The 24,035-nt window shown below is 56.8% G+C and carries 19 protein-coding genes and 1 pseudogene; 9 read left to right on the forward strand and 11 right to left on the reverse strand.

All coding sequences use genetic code 11. The features are described 5' to 3' along the window. Positions 1 to 118 precede the first annotated feature (118 nt). On the reverse strand, positions 119 to 1,015 hold the full coding sequence (locus tag AC2TCY_RS17365) for a LysR substrate-binding domain-containing protein (RefSeq protein ID WP_480849245.1): 897 nt from the start codon (positions 1,013 to 1,015) through the stop codon (positions 119 to 121). Between the two features lie 101 nt (positions 1,016 to 1,116). Between AC2TCY_RS17365 and AC2TCY_RS17370 the strand changes: the two genes are divergently transcribed. Genes AC2TCY_RS17370 through AC2TCY_RS17385 form a run of 4 tightly spaced genes read left to right on the forward strand, consistent with a single transcriptional unit; the run spans position 1,117 to position 6,726 of the window. Beyond that, on the forward strand, positions 1,117 to 2,292 hold the full coding sequence (locus AC2TCY_RS17370; protein WP_480849246.1) for a pyridoxal phosphate-dependent aminotransferase: 1,176 nt from the start codon (positions 1,117 to 1,119) through the stop codon (positions 2,290 to 2,292). Next, positions 2,289 to 3,491 (forward strand): acyl-CoA dehydrogenase, encoded by a 1,203-nt coding sequence (locus AC2TCY_RS17375; protein ID WP_480849247.1) that lies wholly within the window; start codon positions 2,289 to 2,291, stop codon positions 3,489 to 3,491. Before AC2TCY_RS17370 ends, AC2TCY_RS17375 begins: the two co-directional genes overlap by 4 nt. Positions 3,492 to 3,502: 11 nt before the next feature. Further along, the gene (locus AC2TCY_RS17380; protein ID WP_480849249.1) at positions 3,503 to 5,692 is read left to right on the forward strand and encodes a dehydrogenase E1 component subunit alpha/beta; all 2,190 of its coding nucleotides are present in this window, start codon (positions 3,503 to 3,505) and stop codon (positions 5,690 to 5,692) included. Continuing rightward, complete coding sequence (locus AC2TCY_RS17385; RefSeq protein WP_480849251.1) at positions 5,689 to 6,726, forward strand: ACP S-malonyltransferase; 1,038 nt, start codon at positions 5,689 to 5,691, stop codon at positions 6,724 to 6,726. Before AC2TCY_RS17380 ends, AC2TCY_RS17385 begins: the two co-directional genes overlap by 4 nt. Before the next feature lie 42 nt (positions 6,727 to 6,768). Here AC2TCY_RS17385 and cuyB read toward each other — a convergent pair whose 3' ends face one another. From cuyB to AC2TCY_RS17405, 4 genes and pseudogenes are all read right to left on the reverse strand, one after another. Continuing rightward, the gene (cuyB, locus tag AC2TCY_RS17390) at positions 6,769 to 7,461 is read right to left on the reverse strand and encodes a cysteate racemase (RefSeq protein WP_480849252.1); all 693 of its coding nucleotides are present in this window, start codon (positions 7,459 to 7,461) and stop codon (positions 6,769 to 6,771) included. A gap of 30 nt (positions 7,462 to 7,491) precedes the next feature. Continuing rightward, a pseudogene (locus tag AC2TCY_RS17395) lies at positions 7,492 to 8,246 on the reverse strand (pyridoxal-phosphate dependent enzyme). A 300-nt stretch (positions 8,247 to 8,546) separates the two neighbouring features. Next, positions 8,547 to 9,419 carry a glycosyltransferase family 2 protein gene (locus tag AC2TCY_RS17400; protein ID WP_480849254.1) on the reverse strand — a complete coding sequence of 291 codons (873 nt, stop codon included), beginning with the start codon at positions 9,417 to 9,419 and terminating at the stop codon, positions 8,547 to 8,549. 77 nt (positions 9,420 to 9,496) lie between these two features. After that, complete coding sequence (locus AC2TCY_RS17405) at positions 9,497 to 11,299, reverse strand: ABC transporter ATP-binding protein (RefSeq protein WP_480849255.1); 1,803 nt, start codon at positions 11,297 to 11,299, stop codon at positions 9,497 to 9,499. 472 nt (positions 11,300 to 11,771) lie between these two features. On the opposite strand from AC2TCY_RS17405, the gene AC2TCY_RS17410 reads away from it, so the two are divergent. Further along, a complete protein-coding gene (locus AC2TCY_RS17410; RefSeq protein WP_480849327.1) occupies positions 11,772 to 12,755 on the forward strand; it encodes a glycosyltransferase in 984 nt (327 codons plus the stop codon). Between the two features lie 129 nt (positions 12,756 to 12,884). On the opposite strand, the gene AC2TCY_RS17415 is transcribed toward AC2TCY_RS17410, so the two are convergent. The 3 genes from AC2TCY_RS17415 to AC2TCY_RS17425 form a co-directional block, all read right to left on the reverse strand. Beyond that, positions 12,885 to 13,703: an ATP-binding cassette domain-containing protein gene (locus AC2TCY_RS17415; RefSeq protein ID WP_480849257.1), complete on the reverse strand. Its 819-nt coding sequence runs from the start codon at positions 13,701 to 13,703 to the stop codon at positions 12,885 to 12,887. 1 nt (position 13,704) lies between these two features. Continuing rightward, a complete protein-coding gene (locus tag AC2TCY_RS17420) occupies positions 13,705 to 14,829 on the reverse strand; it encodes an ABC transporter permease (protein WP_480849258.1) in 1,125 nt (374 codons plus the stop codon). A gap of 75 nt (positions 14,830 to 14,904) precedes the next feature. Further along, positions 14,905 to 15,855: a sugar ABC transporter substrate-binding protein gene (locus AC2TCY_RS17425; RefSeq protein WP_480849260.1), complete on the reverse strand. Its 951-nt coding sequence runs from the start codon at positions 15,853 to 15,855 to the stop codon at positions 14,905 to 14,907. A gap of 195 nt (positions 15,856 to 16,050) precedes the next feature. Between AC2TCY_RS17425 and AC2TCY_RS17430 the strand changes: the two genes are divergently transcribed. Then, positions 16,051 to 17,052, forward strand: a complete 1,002-nt coding sequence (locus tag AC2TCY_RS17430; protein WP_480849261.1) for a LacI family DNA-binding transcriptional regulator — start codon at positions 16,051 to 16,053, stop codon at positions 17,050 to 17,052. Here the strand turns inward: AC2TCY_RS17430 and AC2TCY_RS17435 are convergent. Genes AC2TCY_RS17435 through AC2TCY_RS17445 form a run of 3 tightly spaced genes read right to left on the reverse strand, consistent with a single transcriptional unit; the run spans position 17,049 to position 20,211 of the window. Continuing rightward, entirely contained in the window at positions 17,049 to 18,182 is a 1,134-nt protein-coding gene (locus AC2TCY_RS17435) for a Gfo/Idh/MocA family protein (RefSeq protein WP_480849263.1), read from the reverse strand. The genes AC2TCY_RS17430 and AC2TCY_RS17435 overlap by 4 nt on opposite strands. Before the next feature lie 12 nt (positions 18,183 to 18,194). After that, complete coding sequence (locus AC2TCY_RS17440; RefSeq protein ID WP_480849265.1) at positions 18,195 to 19,088, reverse strand: TIM barrel protein; 894 nt, start codon at positions 19,086 to 19,088, stop codon at positions 18,195 to 18,197. A 19-nt stretch (positions 19,089 to 19,107) separates the two neighbouring features. Then, entirely contained in the window at positions 19,108 to 20,211 is a 1,104-nt protein-coding gene (locus tag AC2TCY_RS17445; protein ID WP_480849266.1) for a Gfo/Idh/MocA family protein, read from the reverse strand. A 134-nt stretch (positions 20,212 to 20,345) separates the two neighbouring features. Between AC2TCY_RS17445 and iolD the strand changes: the two genes are divergently transcribed. The 3 genes from iolD to iolC are packed head-to-tail and all read left to right on the forward strand — an operon-like array spanning position 20,346 to position 24,027. Beyond that, a complete protein-coding gene (gene iolD, locus AC2TCY_RS17450) occupies positions 20,346 to 22,214 on the forward strand; it encodes a 3D-(3,5/4)-trihydroxycyclohexane-1,2-dione acylhydrolase (decyclizing) (protein WP_480849267.1) in 1,869 nt (622 codons plus the stop codon). Next, on the forward strand, positions 22,214 to 23,053 hold the full coding sequence (locus AC2TCY_RS17455) for a phytanoyl-CoA dioxygenase family protein (RefSeq protein ID WP_480849268.1): 840 nt from the start codon (positions 22,214 to 22,216) through the stop codon (positions 23,051 to 23,053). The genes iolD and AC2TCY_RS17455 overlap by 1 nt, the downstream gene beginning before the upstream one ends. Then, positions 23,050 to 24,027, forward strand: coding sequence for a 5-dehydro-2-deoxygluconokinase (gene iolC / locus AC2TCY_RS17460; RefSeq protein WP_480849270.1), 978 nt, complete (start codon positions 23,050 to 23,052; stop codon positions 24,025 to 24,027). The genes AC2TCY_RS17455 and iolC overlap by 4 nt, the downstream gene beginning before the upstream one ends. Positions 24,028 to 24,035: the final 8 nt, after the last annotated feature.

The raw sequence follows: 24,035 nt of genomic DNA on the forward strand, positions 1-24,035 counted from the left end.
TTGTCCCGAGATTGTTGTCAACAAGAGTTTCAAGCCATGTCTGATGACATCCGCCGGAATGATATTGGGCGAATGAGCTCAGAGGCCAAACTCTTGACTGTCGAGATTTGCAAGCAGCTCAGGCCCGAACACGTGTTTGCTTGCTGAGCCAGTCGGAAAACAATTGAGCCGCCTCATTTTTTTGTCCCGTCGGAGTTACGATATAATAAGCGCTGTTGGACGTGTTCTTTAAGTGACCGACCTCCGCCAGCGCACCGGAATCAAGCTCTGTCTCGATCAAGTAGGACGGCAGGATCGCAGCACCCAACCCAGCCACAGCACCGGCGATCAACATCGAGAACTGATCGAAGCGCAGGCCTGGAAAGACGGCTTTTCCTTCCAGCCCAATATGAGCATGATACGCCGACCATAGATCCGGACGAGACGTCAGGTGTAAAAGCGGCAGGTCAAAAACTTGCTCTTCCGATTGCACTCCCTGATCCCCGAGCAAGGCAGGCGCGACTGTAACAACCAGATTTTCCGGAAAGAGCCTGCGCAGTCGGGCACCAGGCCAGTCATCGCGACCGAAGTGAATGGCCAGATCTATACGACGTTCTTCAAGGCTGAACGGCGTTGTATAGGATTGCAAATCCAGTTCGATCCCCGGATGCATGGCCTTGAATTCCGGCAAACGCGGCACCAGCCAACGGGTGGCGAAGGTGGGCAATACGGCTGCACTCAGAAGAGTTGCGCTGTCGCCTGCTGCGGTCGCGCGGTTGATGGTGCCGCTAAGGCGTTCAAGATCACCCGCAAGCTCGTCTCGCAGCGCAAGTCCCGCCTTCGACAGGCGCACGGCCCGTCCCACGCGGCGAAACAGCGCCACTCCCAGCGCAGATTCGAGTTCACGGACCTGACGACTGATGGCGCTTTGGGTCACACCCAGCTCTTCGGCCGCCATTGTATAGCTTTCGTACCGTGCTGCGGCCTCAAAACTCCGCATCAAGGCAAGGGATGGCAGGGAGTTGAATTTAGACATGGGCATTCATGAGTTCTAATCATCAATACGATACCTATTCACGCCTTTTTATCAAGTATTTTTGCAGATAAAACCGGACATCAGTTACCAGAGGAGTGCTCATGTCGTTCCAACGCGCAGCCCGTCTGAATGGGATCGAATTGTCCGAAATCGTGCAGATTTCGGAAACCGCCTCAAGACTGCGTGGTGAAGGGCGCGATATACTCGCGCTCTCAACTGGCGAACCGGATTTGCCTACCCCACCACATGTGGTTGAGGCCGCTCATCTCGCCGCACAAGAAGGTAAAACGAAATACCCGCCCACCGCTGGTGTGCCCGCTTTGCGAACTGGAATTGCCCAGCAGGCCGGGGTCGACGCAGCGCAGGTGATTGTCTCTACCGGTGCGAAGCAGGTTATCGCGAATGCGATGCTGGCAAGTCTGAATCCCGGCGACGAAGTCATTATGCCTGCGCCCTATTGGACCAGCTATTCGGACATCGTCCGCATGGCGGGCGGGGTACCAGTTGTTTTGCCTTGTCCTATGGAGCAGCGCTTTAAGCTGCAACCTGAACAGTTGGAGGCGGCAATTACCCCGCGGACTCGGTGGTTGATGCTGAACACGCCATCAAACCCGTCCGGCGCTATCTACACACGGGCCGAGATTGCAGCGTTAGCCAATGTTCTGACGCACCAACCAAATGTCTGGATATTGGCGGACGAAATTTACCGCCATCTCAGCTTCGTACCTTTCATCTCGGTGGCCGAGGCCGCCCCTGAGTTGGCCGACCGTACGCTGATCGTCAACGGCGTTGCCAAAGCTTGGTCAATGACAGGGTGGCGTATCGGTTGGGGCATCGGGCCGGTTGCCCTGATAAAAGCCATGGTTGCAGTTCAGGGGCAAGTCACTTCGGGGGCATGCTCGATCTCACAATGGGCATCACTCGCTGCCATCACTTGTGCACCCGAAGTGCTGGAGGACCGCCGCACTATTTTCGCCGTGCGCCGCGACCTTGTGGTCGCCGGGCTGAATGAGGTTCCCGGGCTGGACTGCGCGGCCCCGGATGGAGCGTTCTACGCCTTCCCGTCCTGCGCCGGATTGTTGGCAGATCGGGGTCGGCCGTTCGAAAGCGATGCAGGGTTTTGCAACTGGGCGCTGGAAGAGGCCGGCGTTGCCCTGGTTCCCGGCCGCGCCTTTGGTCTGCCCGGGCATTTCCGCCTGTCATTCGCGTACGCCGAAGATACAATTACGGCAGGTCTGGCCCGACTGAAAGCCGCTGTCGAAAGGAAACTCGCATGAAGCCTCAATCCCGTCCTGACCTTGGCCCGTTTATCTGGGATGATCCGTTCTTGCTTGAAGGTCAGTTGACCGAAGACGAACGCATGGTGCGCGATGCCGCCTGCGCCTATGCACGAGACAGGCTGATGTCGCGTGTAACCGAAGCATTTGCCAAGGAAGAAACCGACCCTGAGATCTTTCGCGAGATGGGCGAGATGGGCCTGCTGGGCACCACCATCCCCGAGGAGTTTGGCGGTATCGGCGCGGGCTACGTGACCTATGGGTTGGTGGCACGCGAGGTTGAGCGCGTCGACAGCGGCTATCGCTCGATGATGTCGGTACAGTCCAGTCTGGTGATGTACCCGATTTACGCATACGGCACCAACGACCAACGCAAAAAGTATCTGCCGAAACTTGCCAGCGGTGAATATATCGGCTGCTTTGGCCTGACAGAACCGGATGCGGGCTCGGACCCCGGTTCGATGAAAACCACGGCACAGAAGACACAGGGCGGCTATGTGCTGAATGGCACCAAGGTGTGGATCTCGAACGCGCCGATCGCAGATGTGTTCGTCGTCTGGGCCAAGTCCGCGGCGCATGGTGGTAAGATCAGGGGCTTTGTTCTGGACAAAGGAACACCCGGCTTGTCCGCGCCAAAGATCGAAGGAAAGCTATCTCTGCGTACCTCGATCACCGGCGAGATTGTGATGAACAACGTCGAGGTCGGCGAGGACGCGTTGCTGCCTGACGCCGAAGGCCTGAAAGGACCATTCGGATGTCTGAACCGCGCACGTTACGGTATTGCCTGGGGATCCATGGGGGCAGCCGAAGCCTGCTGGCATGCGGCGCGGCAGTATGGGCTGGATCGAAAGCAATTCGGGCGGCCGCTGGCACAGACACAACTGTTCCAACTTAAGCTTGCCAATATGCAGACCGAGATAACGCTGGGCCTACAGGCCGCTCTTCGCGTGGGGCGCCTGATGGATGAGGCCCGTGCCGCACCCGAAATGATCAGCATGATCAAACGCAACAACTGCGGTAAGGCGCTGGAAATTACACGCCACGCCCGCGACATGCACGGCGGCAACGGTATCAGTCTGGATTTCCATGTGATCCGTCACATGGTGAACCTTGAAACCGTAAATACGTATGAAGGAACCCACGACGTTCATGCCTTGATTTTGAGCCGGGCACAAACGGGCCTTCAGGCTTTTGCATAAGAGAGGCTGATATGGATCGCGCCACCATCGTTCACGACAATTTCCTGCGTCGGGTCGCGGCACGGGATTTTCCTGCGGGTGCTTCTCCCGCGGGCCCACTTAACGGGCCACAGGCGGTAGCGCTCTATCGCGCACAATGCCTCAGCCGGGCACTCGACCGGCAAAGTCGCGACATGCAAAAAGCCGGGCAAGGCTTCTACACAATCGGGTCTTCCGGGCATGAGGGAATGGCTGCCGTCGCGGCGGCCCTGCGCCCAACCGATCCGGCCTTTTTACATTATCGCGATGCGGCGTTTCAGATTGCCCGCGCCGACCAGGTGCCGGGCCAGAGCCCAACCTGGGACATCCTGTTGTCCTTTGCCTCGTCCGCAGACGACCCGATCAGCGGGGGACGGCACAAGGTACTGGGGTCTAAGGAGCTGTGTATTCCGCCGCAGACTTCCACCATCGCCAGTCATCTGCCAAAGGCGGTTGGGGCGGCTTATGCGATCGGTGCGGCGCGCCGTCACCGACCCGAGCATGCAGACATGCCTGAAGACGCCATCGTCTACTGCTCGTTCGGCGATGCCTCGGCCAACCATTCAACCGCACAGGGGGCATTCAACACCGCGCAGTGGACATCCTATCAATCCGTTCCACTACCGCTGTTGTTTTGTTGCGAAGACAATGGGATTGGCATCTCCACCAAGACGCCCTCGGGCTGGATCGCCGCCACATTTTCAAACCGACGGGGGCTGAAGTATTTCACATGCAACGGGTTGGACATATTTGAAACCTTCCGCGTCGCTCAGGAGGCCGCTGCTTATGTGCGCAACCGTAAGAAACCGGCGTTCCTGCATGTTCGTACCGTACGTCTTTACGGTCACGCCGGAGCAGACATGCCGACCACTTACATGCACAAGGCTGAAGTCGAGGCGGAAGAAGCCAATGATCCCCTGCTACATTCTGTTCGACTGCTAGAACAATCCGGGGCCATGCAACCGCGCGAAGCACTGACCGTCTACAACGACACTTGCGCCCGAGTGGCGCGTGTGGCCAAACAGGCCGTGACCCGGCCGCGCCTGCAAACCGCCAAGGATGTGATGGCAAGTCTGATCCCACCTGCGCGTCCCTGTGCACCGACCAACGGGCCGGTGCCCGAGCGGCGGGGTGAAGTCTTTGGCGGGGACCTCAAGGCCCATTCTGAGCCACAGATCATGTCGCGGCTGATCAACTGGGCCCTGACAGATCTGATGCTGGAACATCCCGAGATCGTTATGATGGGAGAGGATGTGGGCCGCAAAGGCGGCGTCTATGGCGTGACGCAAAAACTTCAGGCGCGATTTGGCGCCGACCGTATGATCGATACGCTGCTGGATGAGCAGTCGATTCTGGGACTAGCCATCGGCATGGCGCAGAACGGGTTCACTCCGATGCCGGAAATCCAGTTCCTTGCGTACCTGCACAATGCCGAGGATCAACTGCGCGGCGAGGCCGCCACCCTGCCTTTCTTCTCGAATGGGCAGTACACCAATCCAATGGTCGTGCGCATTGCCGGTCTGGGCTATCAAAAAGGCTTTGGCGGGCACTTTCATAATGACAACTCTGTTGCTGTTCTCCGCGACATCCCAGGCCTGATCCTCGCCTGCCCTTCAAGCGGAGCCGACGCCGCGCGGATGCTTCGCGAATGCGTGCGACTGGCGCGCGAGGAACAGCGGCTTGTGGTATTCCTTGAACCCATCGCGCTCTACCCGATGCGCGACCTTCACGAAGCCGGTGATAATGGCTGGATGGGGACTTATCCCGCCCCCTCTGAACGGATCGAATTCGGCGAGATTGGCGTGGACAGCGACGGCGACGATCTGGCCATCGTTACTTTTGGCAACGGCGTCTACCTCAGCCATCAGGCGCGGCGCGCACTCGAGACCGAGGGCATCAAAACGCGGATTGTCGACATGCGCTGGTTATCCCCTCTGCCCAAAGAGGCCCTGACAAAAGCCGTGAGCGGGGCCAAGCATATCCTGATCGTGGATGAGACCCGCCATCACGGTGGCGTCGCCGAAGCCCTGATGGCGCATTTCCACGAAGCTACCGATGTTCCGCTGGCCCGTATCACCGCCGAGGACAGCTTTATCGCCACCGGACCAGCCTATGCAGCGACAATGCCATCAAAAGACAGCATCGCAGCTGCTGCGCGATCCCTGTTGGAGGTCGGCAAATGAGCACCACCAAAAAGACAGCAGTCGTCATTTGCCCGGGCCGGGGAACATATAACAAACCCGAGCTTGGCACCTTGGGGCGGCATTTCACGGATAGGGCCCTTCTGACCCACTTCGATGAGATGCGATGTGCACAGGGTCAGGAAAGCCTGAGTGATCTGGATGGGGCGGCGCGCTACTCCATCGCCAAACATACGCGTGGCGACAATGCGTCGGCCCTAATCTATGCGGCCACGCTGGGGGATTTTCGCGCTGTCGACCGAGAACGGTTCGAAGTGGTGGCCGTGACAGGAAACTCTATGGGGTGGTATTCGGCTCTGGCTTGCGGCGGGGCCTTGTCTGCTGAAGCCGGGTTCGAGGTGGTCAACACCATGGGCACATTGATGCAAGAGCGCCTGATTGGCGGACAGTTGATTTATCCGTTTATGGATGCTGATTGGCGACCGGACCCAGCACGCAAGTCTGAACTGCTGGTACTTGTAGATGGCATTAACGACAACGACGCGACCCTGACCCTATCGATTGATCTGGGCGGGATGCTGGTGCTGGCCGGGGACGAAGCAGGCTTGTCCGCGTTTGAAAAGGCTGTACCTGTAGTGCAAGAACGGTTCCCCATGCGATTGGCCAACCACGCTGGATTCCATTCGCATCTTCAAGCCCCGGTCGCGGCAGAAGGGCGCGCTCGGCTGACAACAGACCTGTTCCAGCAACCTGACCTGCCTATGATAGATGGGCGCGGCCAGATATGGTGGCCGGGTGCTTGTAATTTGGAGGCGCTCTGGGATTACACGCTGGGCCACCAAGTGACTGAAACCTATGACTTCTCGCGTGCCGTCGCACAGGCCGCCCGCGAATTTGCCCCAGACCTGTTCATCGTGACCGGCCCGGGAACCACGCTGGGCGGAGCCGTAGCGCAGAGCCTGATCCTGTGCGACTGGGATACGATGGAAGACAAAGCGGCATTTCAAGCCCGTCAGGCCAATGATCCGCTGCTGGTCTCGATGGGGAAAAAGGAGCAGCGCGACACCGTGGTGTGATCGATGTGCATCCAAGGCGCTTACCGTCACTTCATCCAAAAGTCATACGACAGAATGGTCGCGAATTGCCTCAGCCAAAACATCAACCGTGTCGGTGACAGGCACGGCCGCCACCAGAGTCTCGGCAAGCAGAGAAAACTCGGAACACGCGACAGTCAGATGCGTTGCACCTGCCGATACCAAGTCGGATGCAGCGCTGGACAGAGTATTAACAGACCTATCGGGCGGTCCGCTGGCCTTGATGTCCTTGATTGCGAATAGCAGCTGTTCCGACTGCTCTGGCCAGATCGGTATCAGGCCATGCCGTTTTAGCGGACCATCAAACACACCCGCCTTCTGAATTGCGGGCGACGCCAGAAAACCCACAAGACTACCCTTTGGCAGGCTCCGCGATACACGCGCGACTGAAAGCTCGATCATATCCAGAAAGGGTACCTTAATTCGGTCCGTTATCTGCGGCGGATAGTGGTGTGCGGTATTGCAGGGCATCGCCAATGCCGTGGCCCCTGCCTTTTGCAGACGTAGGGCCATTTCGATGAGAACCGGCGCAGGCGACGGGCCGGTTCCGTCGATCAGATGCGCAATCCGAGACGGAACCTGAGGGTTCATGTCGATAAGCAGTGGCAGATGATCTGCATCATCCCGCGCATCGATGATCTGCAAGACCCTTTGCTGTAGCAAAACGGTCGCCTCAGGCCCCGTACCGCCCAGTATTACCACCACATTCCGGGTCACCGCCAATCTCGTGGCAATCGGCAACACATCTTAGATTTCGACCCAACGATCAGTATTGTCGAAGGCGAAATCATATCCGAACAAGCGAACCGAGCCGCCGGCATGCAGAAAAACCACACGCTCGCCGGCAAAGTCACCTTTGCGCGCCAGATCGATCAAACCGGCTGCCCCCTTTGGCGGAATAGACCGGTTCCAACAGGATTCCCTCAAGCTCGGCAAACAGGCGGATGGCTTCAATCCCGCTTTCCGTGGGCCGCCCATACCCCTCTCCGACATAGTCCGTGTTGGCCACCACATCCTCACGCTTGACGACGTCCGGACATCCCAACTTCTCTGCCGTTTTGCAGGCAAGGTCATAGACCATCTGCTCTTGCTTGGGCTGCGGCGCGCGGGTTCCAATACCCAACACTGGAATCTGAGCGTTCATTGCGCACAATCCGGTCACCAGCCCGGCCTGAGTACCCGACGAGCCTGTCGCGTGAACGATCCGGTCGACCAGAATCCCCTCGTCGTTCGCCTGCCCCAAGAGTTCCATAGCACAATTCACGTACCCAAGGCCCTGGTCGGGTTCGACCCACCGTCAGGAACGACATAAACGTTGTGCCCCCTGGCACGCGTGGTTCGACTGCGTTGCGCCCTGAGTCATGACCATATTTGCGCCCTGCGGTAGATCCATGCCCATCAAGAACTCCAACTTACGCGTCTTGTTCCAGCCGGTAGACACGCCAGTGCAATCGTCGTTAATTCCACAACTCGATACCAAGCTTTTCTAAGCAGCGTTCCATTGGCTCCAGCGGAGTCGGTAAGCGGGCAACGTGAACACGGGGAAAGGTTCATTCGGGATCCTGCCAATCTATTTCGTTGGGCAGAGTATGCACTGTCTGTAGTACGCAAAAAGGGCAGGCTGTCAGAATTGTGCGGCCAAATCTCATCGGAGCATCTGGGGACTGGCAATACCCAGGCTGACGCTCAGCACGGCAAATCCGATTGGGTTTGGTTGATCACGGAAAGACCGTGACGACCGAGACGTGCGTCATCCACCGCCACGTCAAAACCCTGACCTCAAAGAGTAAAACGGTGCTGATCTACTTACGTTGGTCCGGTTGACGCAACCAAAGCAAGCGAATTGTTTCAGTTATCTTTGCCACCCTGATGGAGTAATGGACACCCCAAATTCCCATCGCTTGCCCGAAACTCAAATCCGGATTTTTCAGGAGCTCAAACAAAGTTTTGAACGATGGTACAAATTTGTGAACCGGCGGAATGTAGTTCAGGACGCCCCGTTTGGCATTACGTCTCAGGCGCGCGCCCTCGATACGGCGGGCTTTGGTTGTATGCTCGCTCAGGCTTTTGCGCGCTGGATGCCCGACGATGACGTTTTCGGCGAACAATATGGGTTCGCCAGCCTTGGTCGCTCGGTCGTTCCACTCCATGTCTCCGCCGGAAAGCACGGCATCGTTAAAAAGCCCGACCCGGTCAAGGATGCTGCGCCGTACGACAAGGTTGGCCGTAACCGCCCGCCCCCGCGTGACCCATTTCTTTTGCTCCAACCCTAGATGCCGGTCAAAAAGCTCGGTTGCGGTCCAGTTATCTCCGTTCGGAAAAAGAACTACGTCACCACCGAACCGCCCGACATCCGGGTTTTCCCGAGCTACCATTATCCCGTTTTCCAAGTACTCTGGCGCGGGTCGACAATCTGCATCGGTAAAGAACAGCAGATCCGCCTTTGCCTCTTTAATACCTCGATTGCGTGCCGCGTATGAGCCGGGCTTTGCTTCCGACAAAACCCGAGCGTTTGACGGCATGCGCAGCGACTGAGGAACAGCGCCATCCGGATCGTTGTTGACCACCAGGATTTCGAACCGTTGCGGACTGATTGTTTGCCCCGCCAAGCAGTCGAGGCAACTCTGCAAGTCGTCCCAGCTTTGATAGGTTGGAATGATTACGGATGCGTCCATTTTAATCTGCGTTGGCTCCAGGTCGAAGTCGGGAAAGGGTGTTTTGGATTTCGGCCAAAAAGGCGCTTCAGCTTCTTTTATCCTTGCTCGACCGATCCTTCTGACGTTTTCGCGGCGTTTGAGTATTGGTGGTCGTAAAGACTGCGGAACGGGCCATCATGATCGAGCAGTTGGTTTGCGTTGCCTTGCTCAGCAATTTCACCGGCTTCGACGACCACAATCTTGTCGGCATGTAGTATTGTTGAAAGCCGGTGTGCCACGATGACTGTTGTGCGATCTTTGGTCAGGCGATGCAATGCTTCCTGAACAAGGTGTTCAGACTTGGAATCCAGCGCGCTGGTTGGTTCGTCCAGCAACAGGATCGGACTGTCGCGCAGCAATGCGCGTGCGATTGCAAGGCGTTGTTTTTGGCCGCCGGACAGGAACGCACCGTTCTCGCCCACCAGCGTGTCGAAACCATCGTCCAATTTCATGATGAACTCGTACGCGTTAGCTGCCTTTGCCGCCTCGATCACCTCTTCGTGCGAGGCGTTTTCTCGGCCCAATCGAATATTGTCGGCGATCGAAGCCGAAAACAAAAACGTCTCCTGACCGACAAAGGACATGCTTTTGCGAAGCGTCTCGAACGATGCGTATTTGATGTCTTGTCCATCGATCGAAACACTGCCGCTTTGCGGATCATAAAGACGCAATGCCAGGTTCAGAATGGTCGACTTACCGCTACCGGAAAGGCCCACAAGCGCTGTGGTCTGACCGGCCTCGAAGGTGAGGGTGAGATGGTTTAGGATTGGATCCGACGGGCTGTATCCAAAGGTGACGTCATCGAAAACCAATTTGCCCGGCCCGGCGGGCAAGCTCTTTGGTTTATCGTCCTCAACCAGCGTTTCCGGTTGGTCGAGCAGGTCAAACATCAACTTCACGCGCTGCAACCCGATTTCCAATCCGACACGAATACGGGACAGCCGTTTGGCTGGTTCATAGGCCATCATCAAAGCCGTCACGAAAGACAACAGTTCGCCGGGTGTTGATCCTTTAGACCCGAAAATATTCGCGGCGCTCAAACCGATGACCGCCGCAATAGCAAAACCAGCCAGAATATCCATCAAAGGGCTGGTAGCCGCCTGCAATCGCGCCAGTTTATTGCGTCGTTTTTCGACGCTTTTCACCGAGTCATACATTTGTTTCGCCATACGTTCGTCCAGCCCGAACGATTTGATAACGCGAATACCGGCCGAGGTTTCCTGTATCACCTTCATGATCGCCGACAACGATTGCATCTCCTTGTCAGCGATTTCTCGAACTCGCCGCAAAAGCGCTCGGACACCAAGCATTGCCACTGGTCCGATCACCAGCGTGAACAAAGACAAAAAGGGCTGCTGGTAGAACATAACCGCAAGCAAGCCAATCAAGGTCAAAGTGTCCCGAACAGCCGTTGTGACGATCAGTTCGACGACTTTACGAGCGGCTTGCGCCGATTGCGTTACCCTCGTCAGTAGGTCCGAGCTTTCGGTCAGGTTGAAAAAGGACACTCCCTGACGCAGCAGTTTGTCGTAAAGTTTGATTTGCTGCTGAGCAACGATCCGGTTCCCAGCCCGCGTCAGTGATACGACTTGAACGTAGGTGGCCACGCCTTTGACAAGGAAAATCACGAACACTGCCAGCGAAACACCCCACACTTGAGAGGAGTTATCGGCTTCGAACAGGGTATCCACGACGTCGCGCATGATCCATGCAATCGATGCCGTCGTGGCTGCCACGAAAACCATTGCAGTAATTGCAATGATGTAGGGCACAGCCTGCGCGCGCGCGTTTTCACTAACCAGCCGCCACAAAAGCGACTCGTTCTTCTTGTCCAGGAATTTCAGTTTGATCTTTCGCAAAACAAGGTCCTGCAGTTGTTAGAGTCACGACGAAACGAGACCAGATTTGGCTCGTTTGCTACGAACCAACTGTTTTTTGCCTTTCGCCTCGTACTACTTGAGGCGGCAGGTAGGCACTCTGATCGCCGCGTTCTTACGATTTCAGAAGACTTTGACCCTACGCTTGACGGAAATGCAACCGCATCTCAGGGTAAGCTCGCCCCAATTTTGGGTGTAGTGATCCAGCCTCATAGTTTGGAAGGAGTAGCATCTTTCAGGTTCAGAGTAGTCCTTAGTCAATTTCTTTGACATCAATACTTGAGACATCCACATGCGTTGTTAGTTAACAGTCGGGTAACCAAAAACGTTCACATTTGCCGGAGGTGGCGTAGAACATTTTTCATAATCGAACGGATGCCTCATATGTTCATCGAAAGCACTTAATCAAGTGGCGTCGCTTGCCAATGGATCGAATATGATTGTATCAGCATTTATGGATCGTCGGACTGCTCTACTCCGTATCACTGTGGCAACATTGACCAGGCGGCGCCCGGAAATGCTGGACGCTTTGATCAAAAGCTGGGCGGAGATGGTCGTTCCACAGGATACCATCGTACGATGTCTGGTCGTCGAAAACGACTCGGTTGCCCGCAGTGAATCCGTTGCGCAAGCCTGGGGCGAAAAACTACCCAACGGTATTCCCCTGGACTACGTCCTTGAAACTGAGCCTGGAATTCCCTTTGGCCGTAACAGGGCTGCACGCGAAGCTATAGCGGAATCTGCGGACTTGCTGTGTTTTGTCGATGATGACGAAGTTGTGGCCCAAGACTGGCTTGAAAAACTGGTTGATGGGTACCGAAACAGCTCTGCCGTCCTTCTTGGCGCCCCACTCCGCGCCGCTGCTCCGACAGGGCGCGAGACCACGCTGCAGCGATTGATGCTTCAAAACATCGACAACCGTTACATGGGAAAAGAAAGAGCCGCCGCAAAACGCGCCACGCTGGATGCGACAGGTGGCGTTACCATCGTGACGAACAACTGGCTGGGTGAAACCCGTCTCTTTAGCGAATTCGGCATCTGGTTTGATGAGAAGATGCGGATGACCGGCGGGACCGACGCGAAATTCTATGCAGAAACAGTTGCTGCCGGATTGCCGGTCGGTTGGGTCACCGACGCGTTTGTTTATGAGACGATCCCGCCCGAAAGGCTGTCATTCTGGTATCAGGTCGCCCGTGGCCGGGATCAGTCGAACGCGCACTTGAGGCGTAAAATGAGCAGAGCCCCCGTAAGCGCTCTGGTTGGTTTTCTAGGTGCTCCGTTTCGCTTTTTGGCGTTACTCGGAGCCGTTGTTCTGCTGCCCTTTCAACCCAGCCACCGGTACATTCAGATTGCCAGGCTGACTGGATGGCTGGTCGGTGTGCTGGGTATCTTGGTGGGTTATAAATCCGCACTGTACAAGAAAGTGACCGGCCACTGACAGGGTGAGAGCAAGACTACGCAGCGCTGTCCGTTATCAGAATGAGGCTGACACGCTGAAGATTAGTCGGAACTAAGAAAGAGCCAATCGTGTATTTGACCGGCTCTATCTCAGACCCCAAACGTCCACTCAGACTGTACCGCCCAGACTGCCCTCCAGTTCGACCATCTCCTGCCCGCCGGCCATCAGGTCCTGAAGCTCTTCTGGCGTAATCTGCCCGCGCTGCGCTGTGCCGAGCGTCTTACCGCGGTTCAATACGGTGAACCTGTCACCAACGGCCAGGGCATGGCGGACGTTGTGGGTGATGAACACGACGCCGATCCCCTGCTTGCGAACTTTGTCGATCGTAGCCAGCACATTCGCCGTTTGGCGCACACCCAAAGCCGAGGTCGGTTCGTCGAGAATCAAAACCTTGGCACCAAAATGCACCGCCCGTGCAATCGCCACGGTCTGGCGTTCACCGCCCGACAAAGTACCAACGGCCTGGTCCGGTCCGCGTAGGTTGATACCCATCTTACGCATTTCTTCCATGGTCACCTGATTGGCATACTCATGGTCAAAGAAATTCAGCGGCCCGACCTTCCGCAAGGGTTCATTCCCCATGAAGAAGTTGCGGCTGACCGACATCAGCGGGATCATGGCCAAGTGCTGGTGCACCGTCGCAATCCCTGCAGAGATTGCATCACGCGGGTTGTCGAAGTGCATTGGCTTGCCTTCGAACAGGATTTCTCCCTTCGTTGGCTGGTGCACACCAGACATTGTCTTGATGAATGTCGATTTGCCCGCACCGTTATCGCCCAGCAAACAATGGCATTCGCCTGGATAGACATTCACCGACACCCCGGCCAGCGCGATAACTGCGCCAAAGTGCTTTTCTATGTCCTTCATTTCGATGATCGGGGTGCTAGCAGCCGGATCACCATGATGGAATTTGGTATCTTCGGTCATATCAGCGCTCTCCAGTGATCATGCGGCGGATATAAGTATTCAGGACAACGGCAAAGAGCAGGATTAGCCCCAAGAACACCCGGAACAACGAACTTTCCACCCCTGCAAAGAAAAGGCCCTGCTGGACGACACCAAAAATCAACGCTCCCAACGCCGCGCCCAGGACGGACCCGTACCCGCCAGTCAACAACGCGCCGCCGATAACAACCGCGATGATGGCTTCAAATTCCTTAAGCAGACCACGGTCCGCACCGGCCGAGCCGAATTCCATCACCTGGCAAGTGGCGAAGATACAAGCGCAGAATGCTGTAAACATGAACATCTTGATCTTGACGCTGCTGACCGGCACACCCGAGTTCCGCGCGGCCTCTGCGTCACCACCTGAGGCAAAAATCCAGTTCCCGAATTTGGTTTTGGTCAACAGGACGTGACCAAAGATCACCAACACAATCGCCCAAACAATCAGCATCGGTATGCCGTCGACTACCGGCTGTCCTTCACGCGTCCCGCGTTCAAACGTATCGATGATACCGATATCGCCCAGCCACTGGAAGAACCCGGTCAAAATTTTGCCGCCAAAGACTGAAGCGAGCCAATCTCCTTCGGCTGCATCTTTAACACCGCCGATGATGGTTTTGCGCTCGATGGTTTGCGGCAGGTAAATCGTAAAGCCCCGCAGTATGAAAAGCGATGCCAGCGTCACGATGAAGCTAGGCAACCCGGTTCGAATTACGATGAACCCGTTGATTGCGCCGATCGCAGTGCACAGCGCAAAGGTTACGATGATCGCTATCCAGACAGGCCAGCCCAACGTGACCGAGAATATCGCGATCATCATTCCGGCAAAGCCAATCATCGAACCGACGGACAGGTCAAACTCACCCGCGATCATCAGCAGGCAGGCACCTACGGCAATGATCATGAACTGCGCGGAAACCTGGCTCCAGTTCAGGACACCTTGCGCGTTGAACATGCCTGAGTCCGATGCAAAGAGCAGGAACATGGCAAAAACAACGATGGTGCCGACGATCCCCCCTAGCTCGGGGCGGATCAGGGCTTCGCGGAATCGGGAACGCTGTTTAATACGTTCATCGACTGTCGCGGATTGTTGAGTAGATCCGGACATTATCAGACCTCGTATTCTTTCGGAGTTGAAAAAAAGGGCGGCAAGATCCCGTCCAGCCGCCTTCTTCTTGTTTAATCAGCGATATTCGCCGGCGAATTTTTCAACCAGAGTCAAGCCATCCGCTGTAACGAAGCCCGGACCCGAGTTGATGTTGTTGCCTGGCAGAACGCCATAGCGATGATAGTTTGTCATGATCACGACCGGCAGGTAGGCTTGCAGGAAGGGTTGCTGGTCAATTCCCCAGTTTATCACGCCACCTTTGATGCCTTTGACGATTTCTTCGCCCAGGTCGAACGTGCCAAAGTAAATGTCGCCGGCCATGCCGTTTTCTTCCAGCGCCAAAATAGTCGGATCAGCCGATACAGGGCCGAGTGTCAGAATCGCATCCGTTTCAGGATTGGCAGACAGGTAAGCCAAGACTTTGTTTTTGACTTCCGCCGGGTCTGCACCGCTGTCCAGCATTGAATTGCCGAGCTCGACACCCAGACCATCAGCGAAACCCTGGCAACGATCTGCAAGCGTCGGCTGTTGAATCGAGTGGTTCACGCACAGGAACGACCCGACACCGTCACCCTTGGCCCGCTGACCTGCAGCGTACCCGGCATCGTATTCCGGCTGGCCGACATACATCAGCGCGCCGACCTCGCGGGCTTGATCACCGGAACCGGTGTTCATAATGATGACATCGATGCCAGACGCGACCGCATCCGAAATTGGTCCTTTCAGAACGTCGTAATCGGCCAAAGTCGTAATGATGCCGTTAGGACCCGATGCAGCAGCCTGTTCGATGATCCGCGCCATATCGGCAATGTCACCGGTTGGCGGGTTTCGATATTCAACCTCAACCCCCATCTGATCGCCTGCCAATGCGATGCCGTTCTTGATTGTATTCCACCAGCTGTCGCTGTCGGGCGCATGGCTGACCAGAACGTATTTCTCACCTTCCGCGACGGCTGCGCTTGCAGCAATCAGCGGAGCGGCGGCCACGGTCGCTGCCAACGCCAGTTTCTTCATCAGTGATGTCATGATTTCCTCCCAGTTTCACCGTTTGTGGCGACGGGGCGGTTCAAAAAACCGCTCCTCCGACTCAAGTTAAAGCACATCTTGCCAATTCTTGCAACCGGTTGCAAAATGAAGCAACCCGATAGACAATGCACAAACGCGCAGGACGTTCTAAAAAGAGCCTACAAGGCGACGAAAGTCGAAAGGGGATCGGTAACTATGGCCGTTACGCTAAAAGAGGTTGCAGCGCGCGCCGGGGTTTCCCGGTCGGCTGTCTCGCGGACCTTTACCGATGGCGCCTCTGTCTCGGACAGGATGCGGCGCAAGGTTGAAAAGGCAGCTCGCGAACTCGGGTACAGCCCGAACGCTCTGGCATCGTCCCTGACCACAGGGCGAACGAAACTGATTGGCCTGATCTCGAACAACTTTCACAACCCGATTTTTCTGGAAGTGTTCGATCTGTTCACGCGTGGACTTCAGGATCGAGGTCTGCGTCCGTTGCTGGTCAATCTGACAGATGAAACCGATCCAGAGAATTCGGTCCGGATGTTACGCCAGTATTCGGTGGACGGAGTTGTTGTGGCCTCATCAACCTTGCCTCCTGCGTTTGCCAAAGCGTTCCGAGACGCTCGGATGCCGGTTGTTCATTCATTCGGCCGGTCTTCCTCTGCCCCGCAGGTGCACGTGGTCGGGATCGACAACGTTGAGTGCGGACGTATGGCTGCGCGAGAGCTTATAAGCAGAGGGTATCAACGGGTGGCCTTCCTGGGTGGCCCCGAGATGGCGACGTCGACCCAAGACCGCTTCAAGGGCTTCATGGCAGAGCTCGAAAACCACCCCGAAATCCAGTCATCCCACTCCTTTGCCGAAGCTTATTCCTTTAATGCCGGGCGGAAAGAGATGTTGCGATTGCTGGCTGGCACACCCGCGGAAGCTTATTTCTGCGGCGACGACGTACTGTCGATTGGGGTGTTATCTGCAGTGCGTGACAGCGGGTATTCCTGCCCTGACGACATCGGCATTATCGGGCTGAACGACATGGAAATGGCCGGGTGGGAGAACATCAATCTCACCACCATCCATCAACCGATCAGGCAAATCGTGAACTCTTCCATCGAATTAACAGTGGCCATGCTGAATGAACCCGACCGTTATCCCGAAGCCCGGATTTTTCCCTGTTCCGTGGTGGATCGGGGCACGTTGCGCCCCGTCCGGAATTAGCGGAACATTGGCGGGCGGGCATCCGTCCAGACGCCATCCCCTTTGGCGGATTCCACCGCCGCGTGCACCGCGGCCATCGAGCGCACACCATCTTCTGCCCCCGGCAGTCCATCCCGATCTTCCCCTCGGATGGCGTCAGCCAGATCGCAATAGATGTTGGCCACGGCCAGAGGGAAACCTTCAGGATGCGCAATCGCAACACGCGACAGCCGCTGCGCTTCTTCGTGCAGACCGCCCTCACCTTTTTCAATGATCTGGGTGCGTCCACCAACAGGTGTGTAGATCAGCTGATTTGGCTGCTCGGACATCCATCGCACGCCGCCGGTTTCACCAAAAACCTGAATGTCGAATCCGTGCTGGCGACCGATTGCAACTGAAGATGTCCATAGACGGCCAACCGTCCCGCCGACCATGCGGAAATTGACCATCGCGTCATCTTCCAACTCTCTGCTGGGGATGGTTGACGCAAAATCCGCAGACAGCGATTTGACATGATCGTCGCAGATGAAGCTGGCCATGTGCATGGCGTGAATGCCGCAATCGGCAAACTGCCCGGAAACCCCAGCCATTGCCGGATCATAGCGCCAGCGGACGCGCGGGTTATCCGCATCCGTTGCATCCCCGTGGTGGCCGTGGCTGAAATTCGTGACAACCAGCCGAACTTTGCCAATCTCACCTTCGCGCACCATCGCGCGGGCAAGGCGTACCATTGGGTAGGCAGAATAGCAGTAGTTTACTGCGCAAATTTTGCCCGAAGCCTCGGCCACGCGGACGATTTCTTCACCCTCGTCCACGGTCATGGTCATAGGCTTTTCGCATAGCACATTGAATCCGGCCTCGAGAAACGCCTTGGCGATTTCAAAGTGGGTCGCATTCGGAGTGGCGACGGTCACCAGATCGATCCGGTCTTCCCGTTTACTTTCGGCTTCCAGCATTTCGCGCCAGTCGCCATAGGCCCGGTCGGCGGCTACGCCCAGTCGCTGTGCATATTCCCGGCCCTGTTCGGGTCGGTGATCCAAGGCGGCTGCGGTGAATTCGAACAATCCGTCGGCCTGGGCGCCCAAACGATGCGCTGGCCCAATCTGACTGCCTTCACCGCCGCCAATCATACCCCATTTTAGTTTAGCCATTGCCTGCTCTCCTTAGTTGAAGCCAATGGTTTCAAGATATTCGCGGTTGGTTCGCGCGTCTCCGACCGGATCGGGGTCCAGCGTCGGATCGCAATCCTGCTCGACGGTGCACCAACCGCTGAATCCAGAGTCCAAAAGCACTTGCCGGACGGCGGGGAAATCAACGTCACCATCACCCAGATTGCAGAAGATTCCCTGCCCGCAAGCGTCATAAAACCCGGTGCGATTTTCGATGACATCAGCTTTGACCTTGGGGTCGATATCTTTGAAATGCACGTAGGAAATACGGCTCGCATAGCGCTGCATGAACGCTACGGGATCAAACCCGGCATAGGAGTGATGGCCCGTATCGAAGCAGATCTTCAGGATCTTTTCATCCACTTCTTCCAGCAGGCGCTCCAGTTCTGGCTCAAAATCCATGAAACCTGCCGCGTGCGCGTGCATGCCGACGGTCAGCCCGTATTCTTCCGCCCCAATCCGGGCGGATTCGGCTATACGATCACGGTACGCAGCCCACTCGGCCTGATCCATCTGCTCAGCCTCGGTCGCCCGACCCGCGGTCGGGGCGCGACGGGGCGAGATCGAGTCAATCAGGACGAGGTGTTCTGCGCCATGTGCCTTCAACGCACGTGCCGTGCGATGGGTGGCATCAAGCACATCCTCCCAAGCGCCAGGATCGTGATAAGGGCGGAAAACAACGCCGCCGATCAGCTCCAGATCATGCTCGGCCAGCGCATCTGACAGGATGGCGGGATCTTCAGGCATATATCCAACCGGGCCTAATTCGATCCCCTTGTAACCCGCAGCGGCGCATTCCTGCAGCACCGTCTGCCAAGCCGGGTTGCGGGCATCATCCGCGAATTCCACTCCCCACGAACAGGGCGCGTTGCCAATTCTCATTGTCATCTTGTTACATCTCCGATGCTCAGATAATTTCGACATCTTTCCAAGTGCCGTCCTGCGCCGAGGCAAGCGCTGCAGAGACCACACAATTAACCGCATGCCCGTCGCGGAAAGTCGGCCAGACCGGTTGCCCCGTGTCAATTGCCGTCAGGAAATCGCGGGCTTCGATAATGATCTGATCCTGATAGCCGGTACCATGTCCGGGACCCTGACAGAACGGCTCGTAATCCGGATGCGCCGGGCCGGTGAGGATTTTGACAAACCCTCTCGTCGCCTCGGGCCCTTCCATCTGATAAAGCCACAAGGCATTCTGATCCTCCTGGTCAAAGCGGATCGAACCTTTGGTACCTGTAATCTCGTAGGCGTAGCCCATCTTACGGCCCGTCGCGATACGCGAGATGTACAGATGACCCATAACCCCGTTTTCGAATCGGCACATCATCTGCCCGTGGTCATCATTCGTGACCTCTCCGCCTGGACGGGATTTATACACGGTTTCCACTTCAGCCGATACACGTACGATCGGGCCAATCAGTGCCTTGGCGGCATTGATAATATGTGGTGCCAGATCGCCCATTGCCCCATTGGATACGCCTTTTGCACGCCATGTGGCCGGTGTCTGCGGGTCGGCATAGAAGTCTTCGGTGTGTTCCCCGCGAAACCAGGCGATATCGCCGATAACACCATCTGCGATCAATTGCCGGGCGTACTGGCTGGCTGGTGTGCGGATATAGTTGAAGCCCACCATGTTGACGACACCCGACCTTTCGGCCGCGGCAACCATGGCCGCACCATCGGCAACGGACGCGCCCAGCGGTTTTTCGCACAGCACAGGCTTGCCCAAAGCAAAAGCAGCCTCGGCAATGGCACGGTGGGTCTCAGAAGGTGTGGCGATTACGATTGCTTCGACTTTCGGATCGGACACCAGCGACTGCCAGTCATCCGTTGAACGGAGAAACCCGTACGCCTTCCGGTATCTCTCGGCACTTTCCGCGCTGGACGCGCAAACCATCTCGAGTCGCGGTCGCAAAGCGGTGTTGAACACCGCGCCGACAGAAGACATGGCGACCGCATGGGCTTTGCCCATATAGCCACCTCCAACGATGCCGATTCCGATCTGGGTCATCCCGCTGACCTCCTCGTTTGGAAATTGGTTTGCAACCGGTTGCAAAATTAGTATCCTGAGATTCGATAACTCGCAAGCCGCATTCGGCACAGCGTCAAAAATTCGCCGAAATTTCCCGGAGGGTTCGCAACGACATGACGACATCAACTGATACGGTTCGCCTGACCACTGCACAGGCGATTATTCGGTGGCTTTCCAACCAGTTCATTCAGATCGACGGGCAGGAAATGCGCCTGTGCGGCGGCGGATTTGGCATCTTTGGCCACGGCAATGTGACTTGCCTTGGTGAAGCGCTGAACAGTGTTCGCGATGAGCTGCCCCTCTATCGCGGCCAGAATGAGCAGAGCATGGGATTCGCCGCGGCAGGCTATGCCAAGCAGTGGTTGCGTCAGCGTTTCATGTTCTGCACGGCCAGTGCAGGTCCGGGTACGGCCAACCTTTTGACCGCTGCCGGGCTGGCCCATGCCAACCGGCTGCCGATGCTGATGCTGTGCGGGGATACCTTCATCACCCGCCTGCCCGATCCGGTCTTGCAGCAGATGGAGAATTTCAACGACCCGACCTTTGGCGTCAACGATGCCTTCAAACCTGTGGTGCGGTATTGGGATCGAATTTCGCACCCTGCGCAGGTGATCCAGTCTTTGCCGAATGCTATTGCCACAATGTTGGATCCTGCTGATTGCGGGCCCGCGTTCCTTGGGTTGCCGCAGGACGTACAGGGATGGACATACGACTATCCGGTCACATTCTTCGAAAAGAAAGTGCATCGCATTCGCCGCCAGGCCCCCGATGCGCTAGAAATCGCCGACGCCGCAGCAGCATTGGCCCGGGCGGAACGTCCGATGATCATCGCCGGCGGCGGCGTTCAGTATTCTCGTGCGGTGGCCGAATTGACAACCTTTGCCGAGGCGCACCAGATCCCAGTGGTCGAGACCATCGCAGGTCGCGCCAATATGCTGGCAACCCATCCACTGAATATTGGGCCTATCGGTGTCACCGGCTCTGACTCGGCAAATGCGATTGCAGAAAAGGCCGATGTCATCGTGGCCGTGGGCACGCGTCTTCAGGATTTTACGACGGGATCATGGACTGCCTTTGCGAAAGACGCGCAATTCATATCGCTCAATGCTGCGCGCCACGATGCGGGCAAACATATGTCGCTGCCGGTTGTTGGAGACGCCAAGCTTTGCATTTCGGCCCTTGGTGCCGCGCTTGACTATCGCGCGCCGGACAGCTGGGTATCCATGGCACAGGCCGAGCGCAAAAAGTGGGATGAGTATGTTGCGGACAACGTCTCCTACGGCAATCGCCCTAATTCTTATGCTCAGGCGATCGGCGTTGTGAACGAACTGTGCGACGCGCGTGACCGCGTAGTCGCCGCAGCCGGCGGATTGCCAGCCGAAGTCACAGCCAACTGGCGAACACTTGATATCGGCACGGTAGACGTTGAATTCGGCTTTTCCTGCATGGGCTACGAGATCGCGGGCGCCTGGGGTGCGCGGATCGCTCAAATGCAGCAAGAACCGGATCAGGACACGATCACCTTCTGTGGGGACGGTTCCTATATGATGTTGAACTCCGACATTTATTCCTCAGTCCTCAGCCAGAAAAAGCTGATTGTTATGGTTCTGGACAATGGCGGATTCGCAGTGATCAACAAGCTGCAAAACAACACGGGCAACGAAAGTTTCAACAATCTGCTCGCAGATTGCCCCACAATCGCAGAACCATTCGGCGTGGATTTTGTTTCGCATGCCACATCGATGGGGGCTGCAGCAGAAAAAGTGTCAAACCCCGAAGAACTGGGTGAAGCTTTCAACCGCGCGAAAGCCAGCGAAAAGACCTATGTCATCGTCATGGATGTCGACCCCTACGAGGGTTGGACAACCGAAGGCCATGCCTGGTGGGAAGTTGGAACGCCGCACGTCACGGACGACGACAATGTTCGTCAGGCCCATATCGACTGGGAAGCCACACGTGACAAACAACGGCGGGGTGTTTGATGAAACGGTTTACCGCACAATCGGTTTCCGCTGCTGAAGTCGTAGACGAACTTCTGCACGGCGGCGGAGCTGTCGGCATCTCGGGTCTGTTTACGCCGGACGATATCGCCGAAGCGCGCGCTATTGTCATGGCGCATTCCGAAGAGACCGCGGACAAGGTCACTCATTTTCAGGGGGCAGCCGCCGAGGCGGGCAAACTGAACCTGCAAAGGCGTGTCTGGAACCTGCTGGCCAAGGGCAAGGTCTTCTCGCGCCTGGCGGCTCATCCTGTTTTGATGGATATTTTGCGGTCTTTTCTGGGCACCGAGTTCATCATGGGATCGATCGCGGCCAACCGTATCCTGCCGGGCGGCCCCGGGCAGGAACCACATGTCGATTATCCGTATTGGGATTTCCACCGACCGGACACGCATCCCGTCGGCTTGAACGGCTCGTTTCCAATGAACGCGCAGGTCTCGGTGTTGCTGGATCCCTTCACCGAGGAAAGCGGGGCCACTGCATATCTGCCGGGCTCACAGAAAGAACTGCGCTACCCCGGCCCTGATGACCGTTTCTTTGAGCGGTGTGAACGCATGACAGGAGAGCCTGGCGACGTAGCACTATTCTATGGCGTGACATGGCACTGCGCGATGCCGAACCGGGCAGACCACGACCGCAGTGCGATTTTGATCCAATACCTGCCCAAATGGGTCAAACCGATGGAGGACATGCCCGCCGCCTTGCCAGATGAGTTTGTGAGCAACGCCAGCCCTGACCTGCGTCAGCTGTTGGGATTGAACTACCCCTACCCTGAGGTTCTGGACACGGCAAAAGCAGGTAATACGGAGGGTCGGGCATGAACCTGATGAACGGGATCAAGGGCAATCGCTTTGCCGTTTTTGGGCGTGCGGGAATGGACATGTTTGCCGATCCGATTGGCGTCAAAAGCGAAGATGCGGAAACCTTTCGTGCGGATCTCGGCGGTTCGTCGGCCAATATTTGCGCCGGATTGGTCAAGCTTGGCGGCGCATCTGCGCTGGTCACGTCGGTCTCGGATGACGCGGTGGGTCGGTTCTGCATCAACCGGTTGAAGGATTACGGAGTTGAGACAACTTATGTCCGCTCTGCAGGAGGCGAAGCACGCACTTCGCTGGCGGTCTATGAAAGCTGTCTCGAAGGATTTCAGAACGTCATCTATCGAAACGGGGCAGCGGATTTTCAAGTTACCGAAGGTGACATGGATGCGGTTGATTATTCTGCCTACACTGCGTTGATCACCGCAGGGACTGTTTTTGCCGCCGAACCATCCCGCTCGGCCACTTTCCGCGCGTTCGAAAATGCGCGCAAAGCCGGGATGCCGGTCATTTTCGACATCGACTATCGCCCCTATTCCTGGCCCTCGCCTCAGATTGCGTCCGACGTCTTGTCCCGCGCAGGCGCAGAAAGCGACTTGATCGTCGGCAATGACGAAGAATTCGGCTTTATGGCCGGAGGGATCGACAAAGGGCTGGACAAGGCCCGCGAGCTGGCTGCGCAGGGGCGCATGGTTGTCTACAAAATGGGGCACGAAGGGGCGATAACACTGGTTGACGGACAAGAAATCCGGACCGGTATTTACCCGGTGACAGCGGTCAAACCCAACGGAGCCGGTGACAGTTTTCTGGCAGGCCTTTTGGCGTCAATTGCAGCGGGGCACGACCTGCGCGATGCCGTGCTGCGCGGATCGGCCTGCGCTTCGATCGTCGTATCCAAACCCGGCTGCGCCGGTGCCATGCCAACAACCGCCGAGCTCGAGTCCTTTCTGGCCTCGCACCCCGGCCCGACTGAGTGCTGAACAAGGAG

The sequence above is a fragment of the Ruegeria sp. HKCCD7181 genome (genome assembly GCF_057221055.1).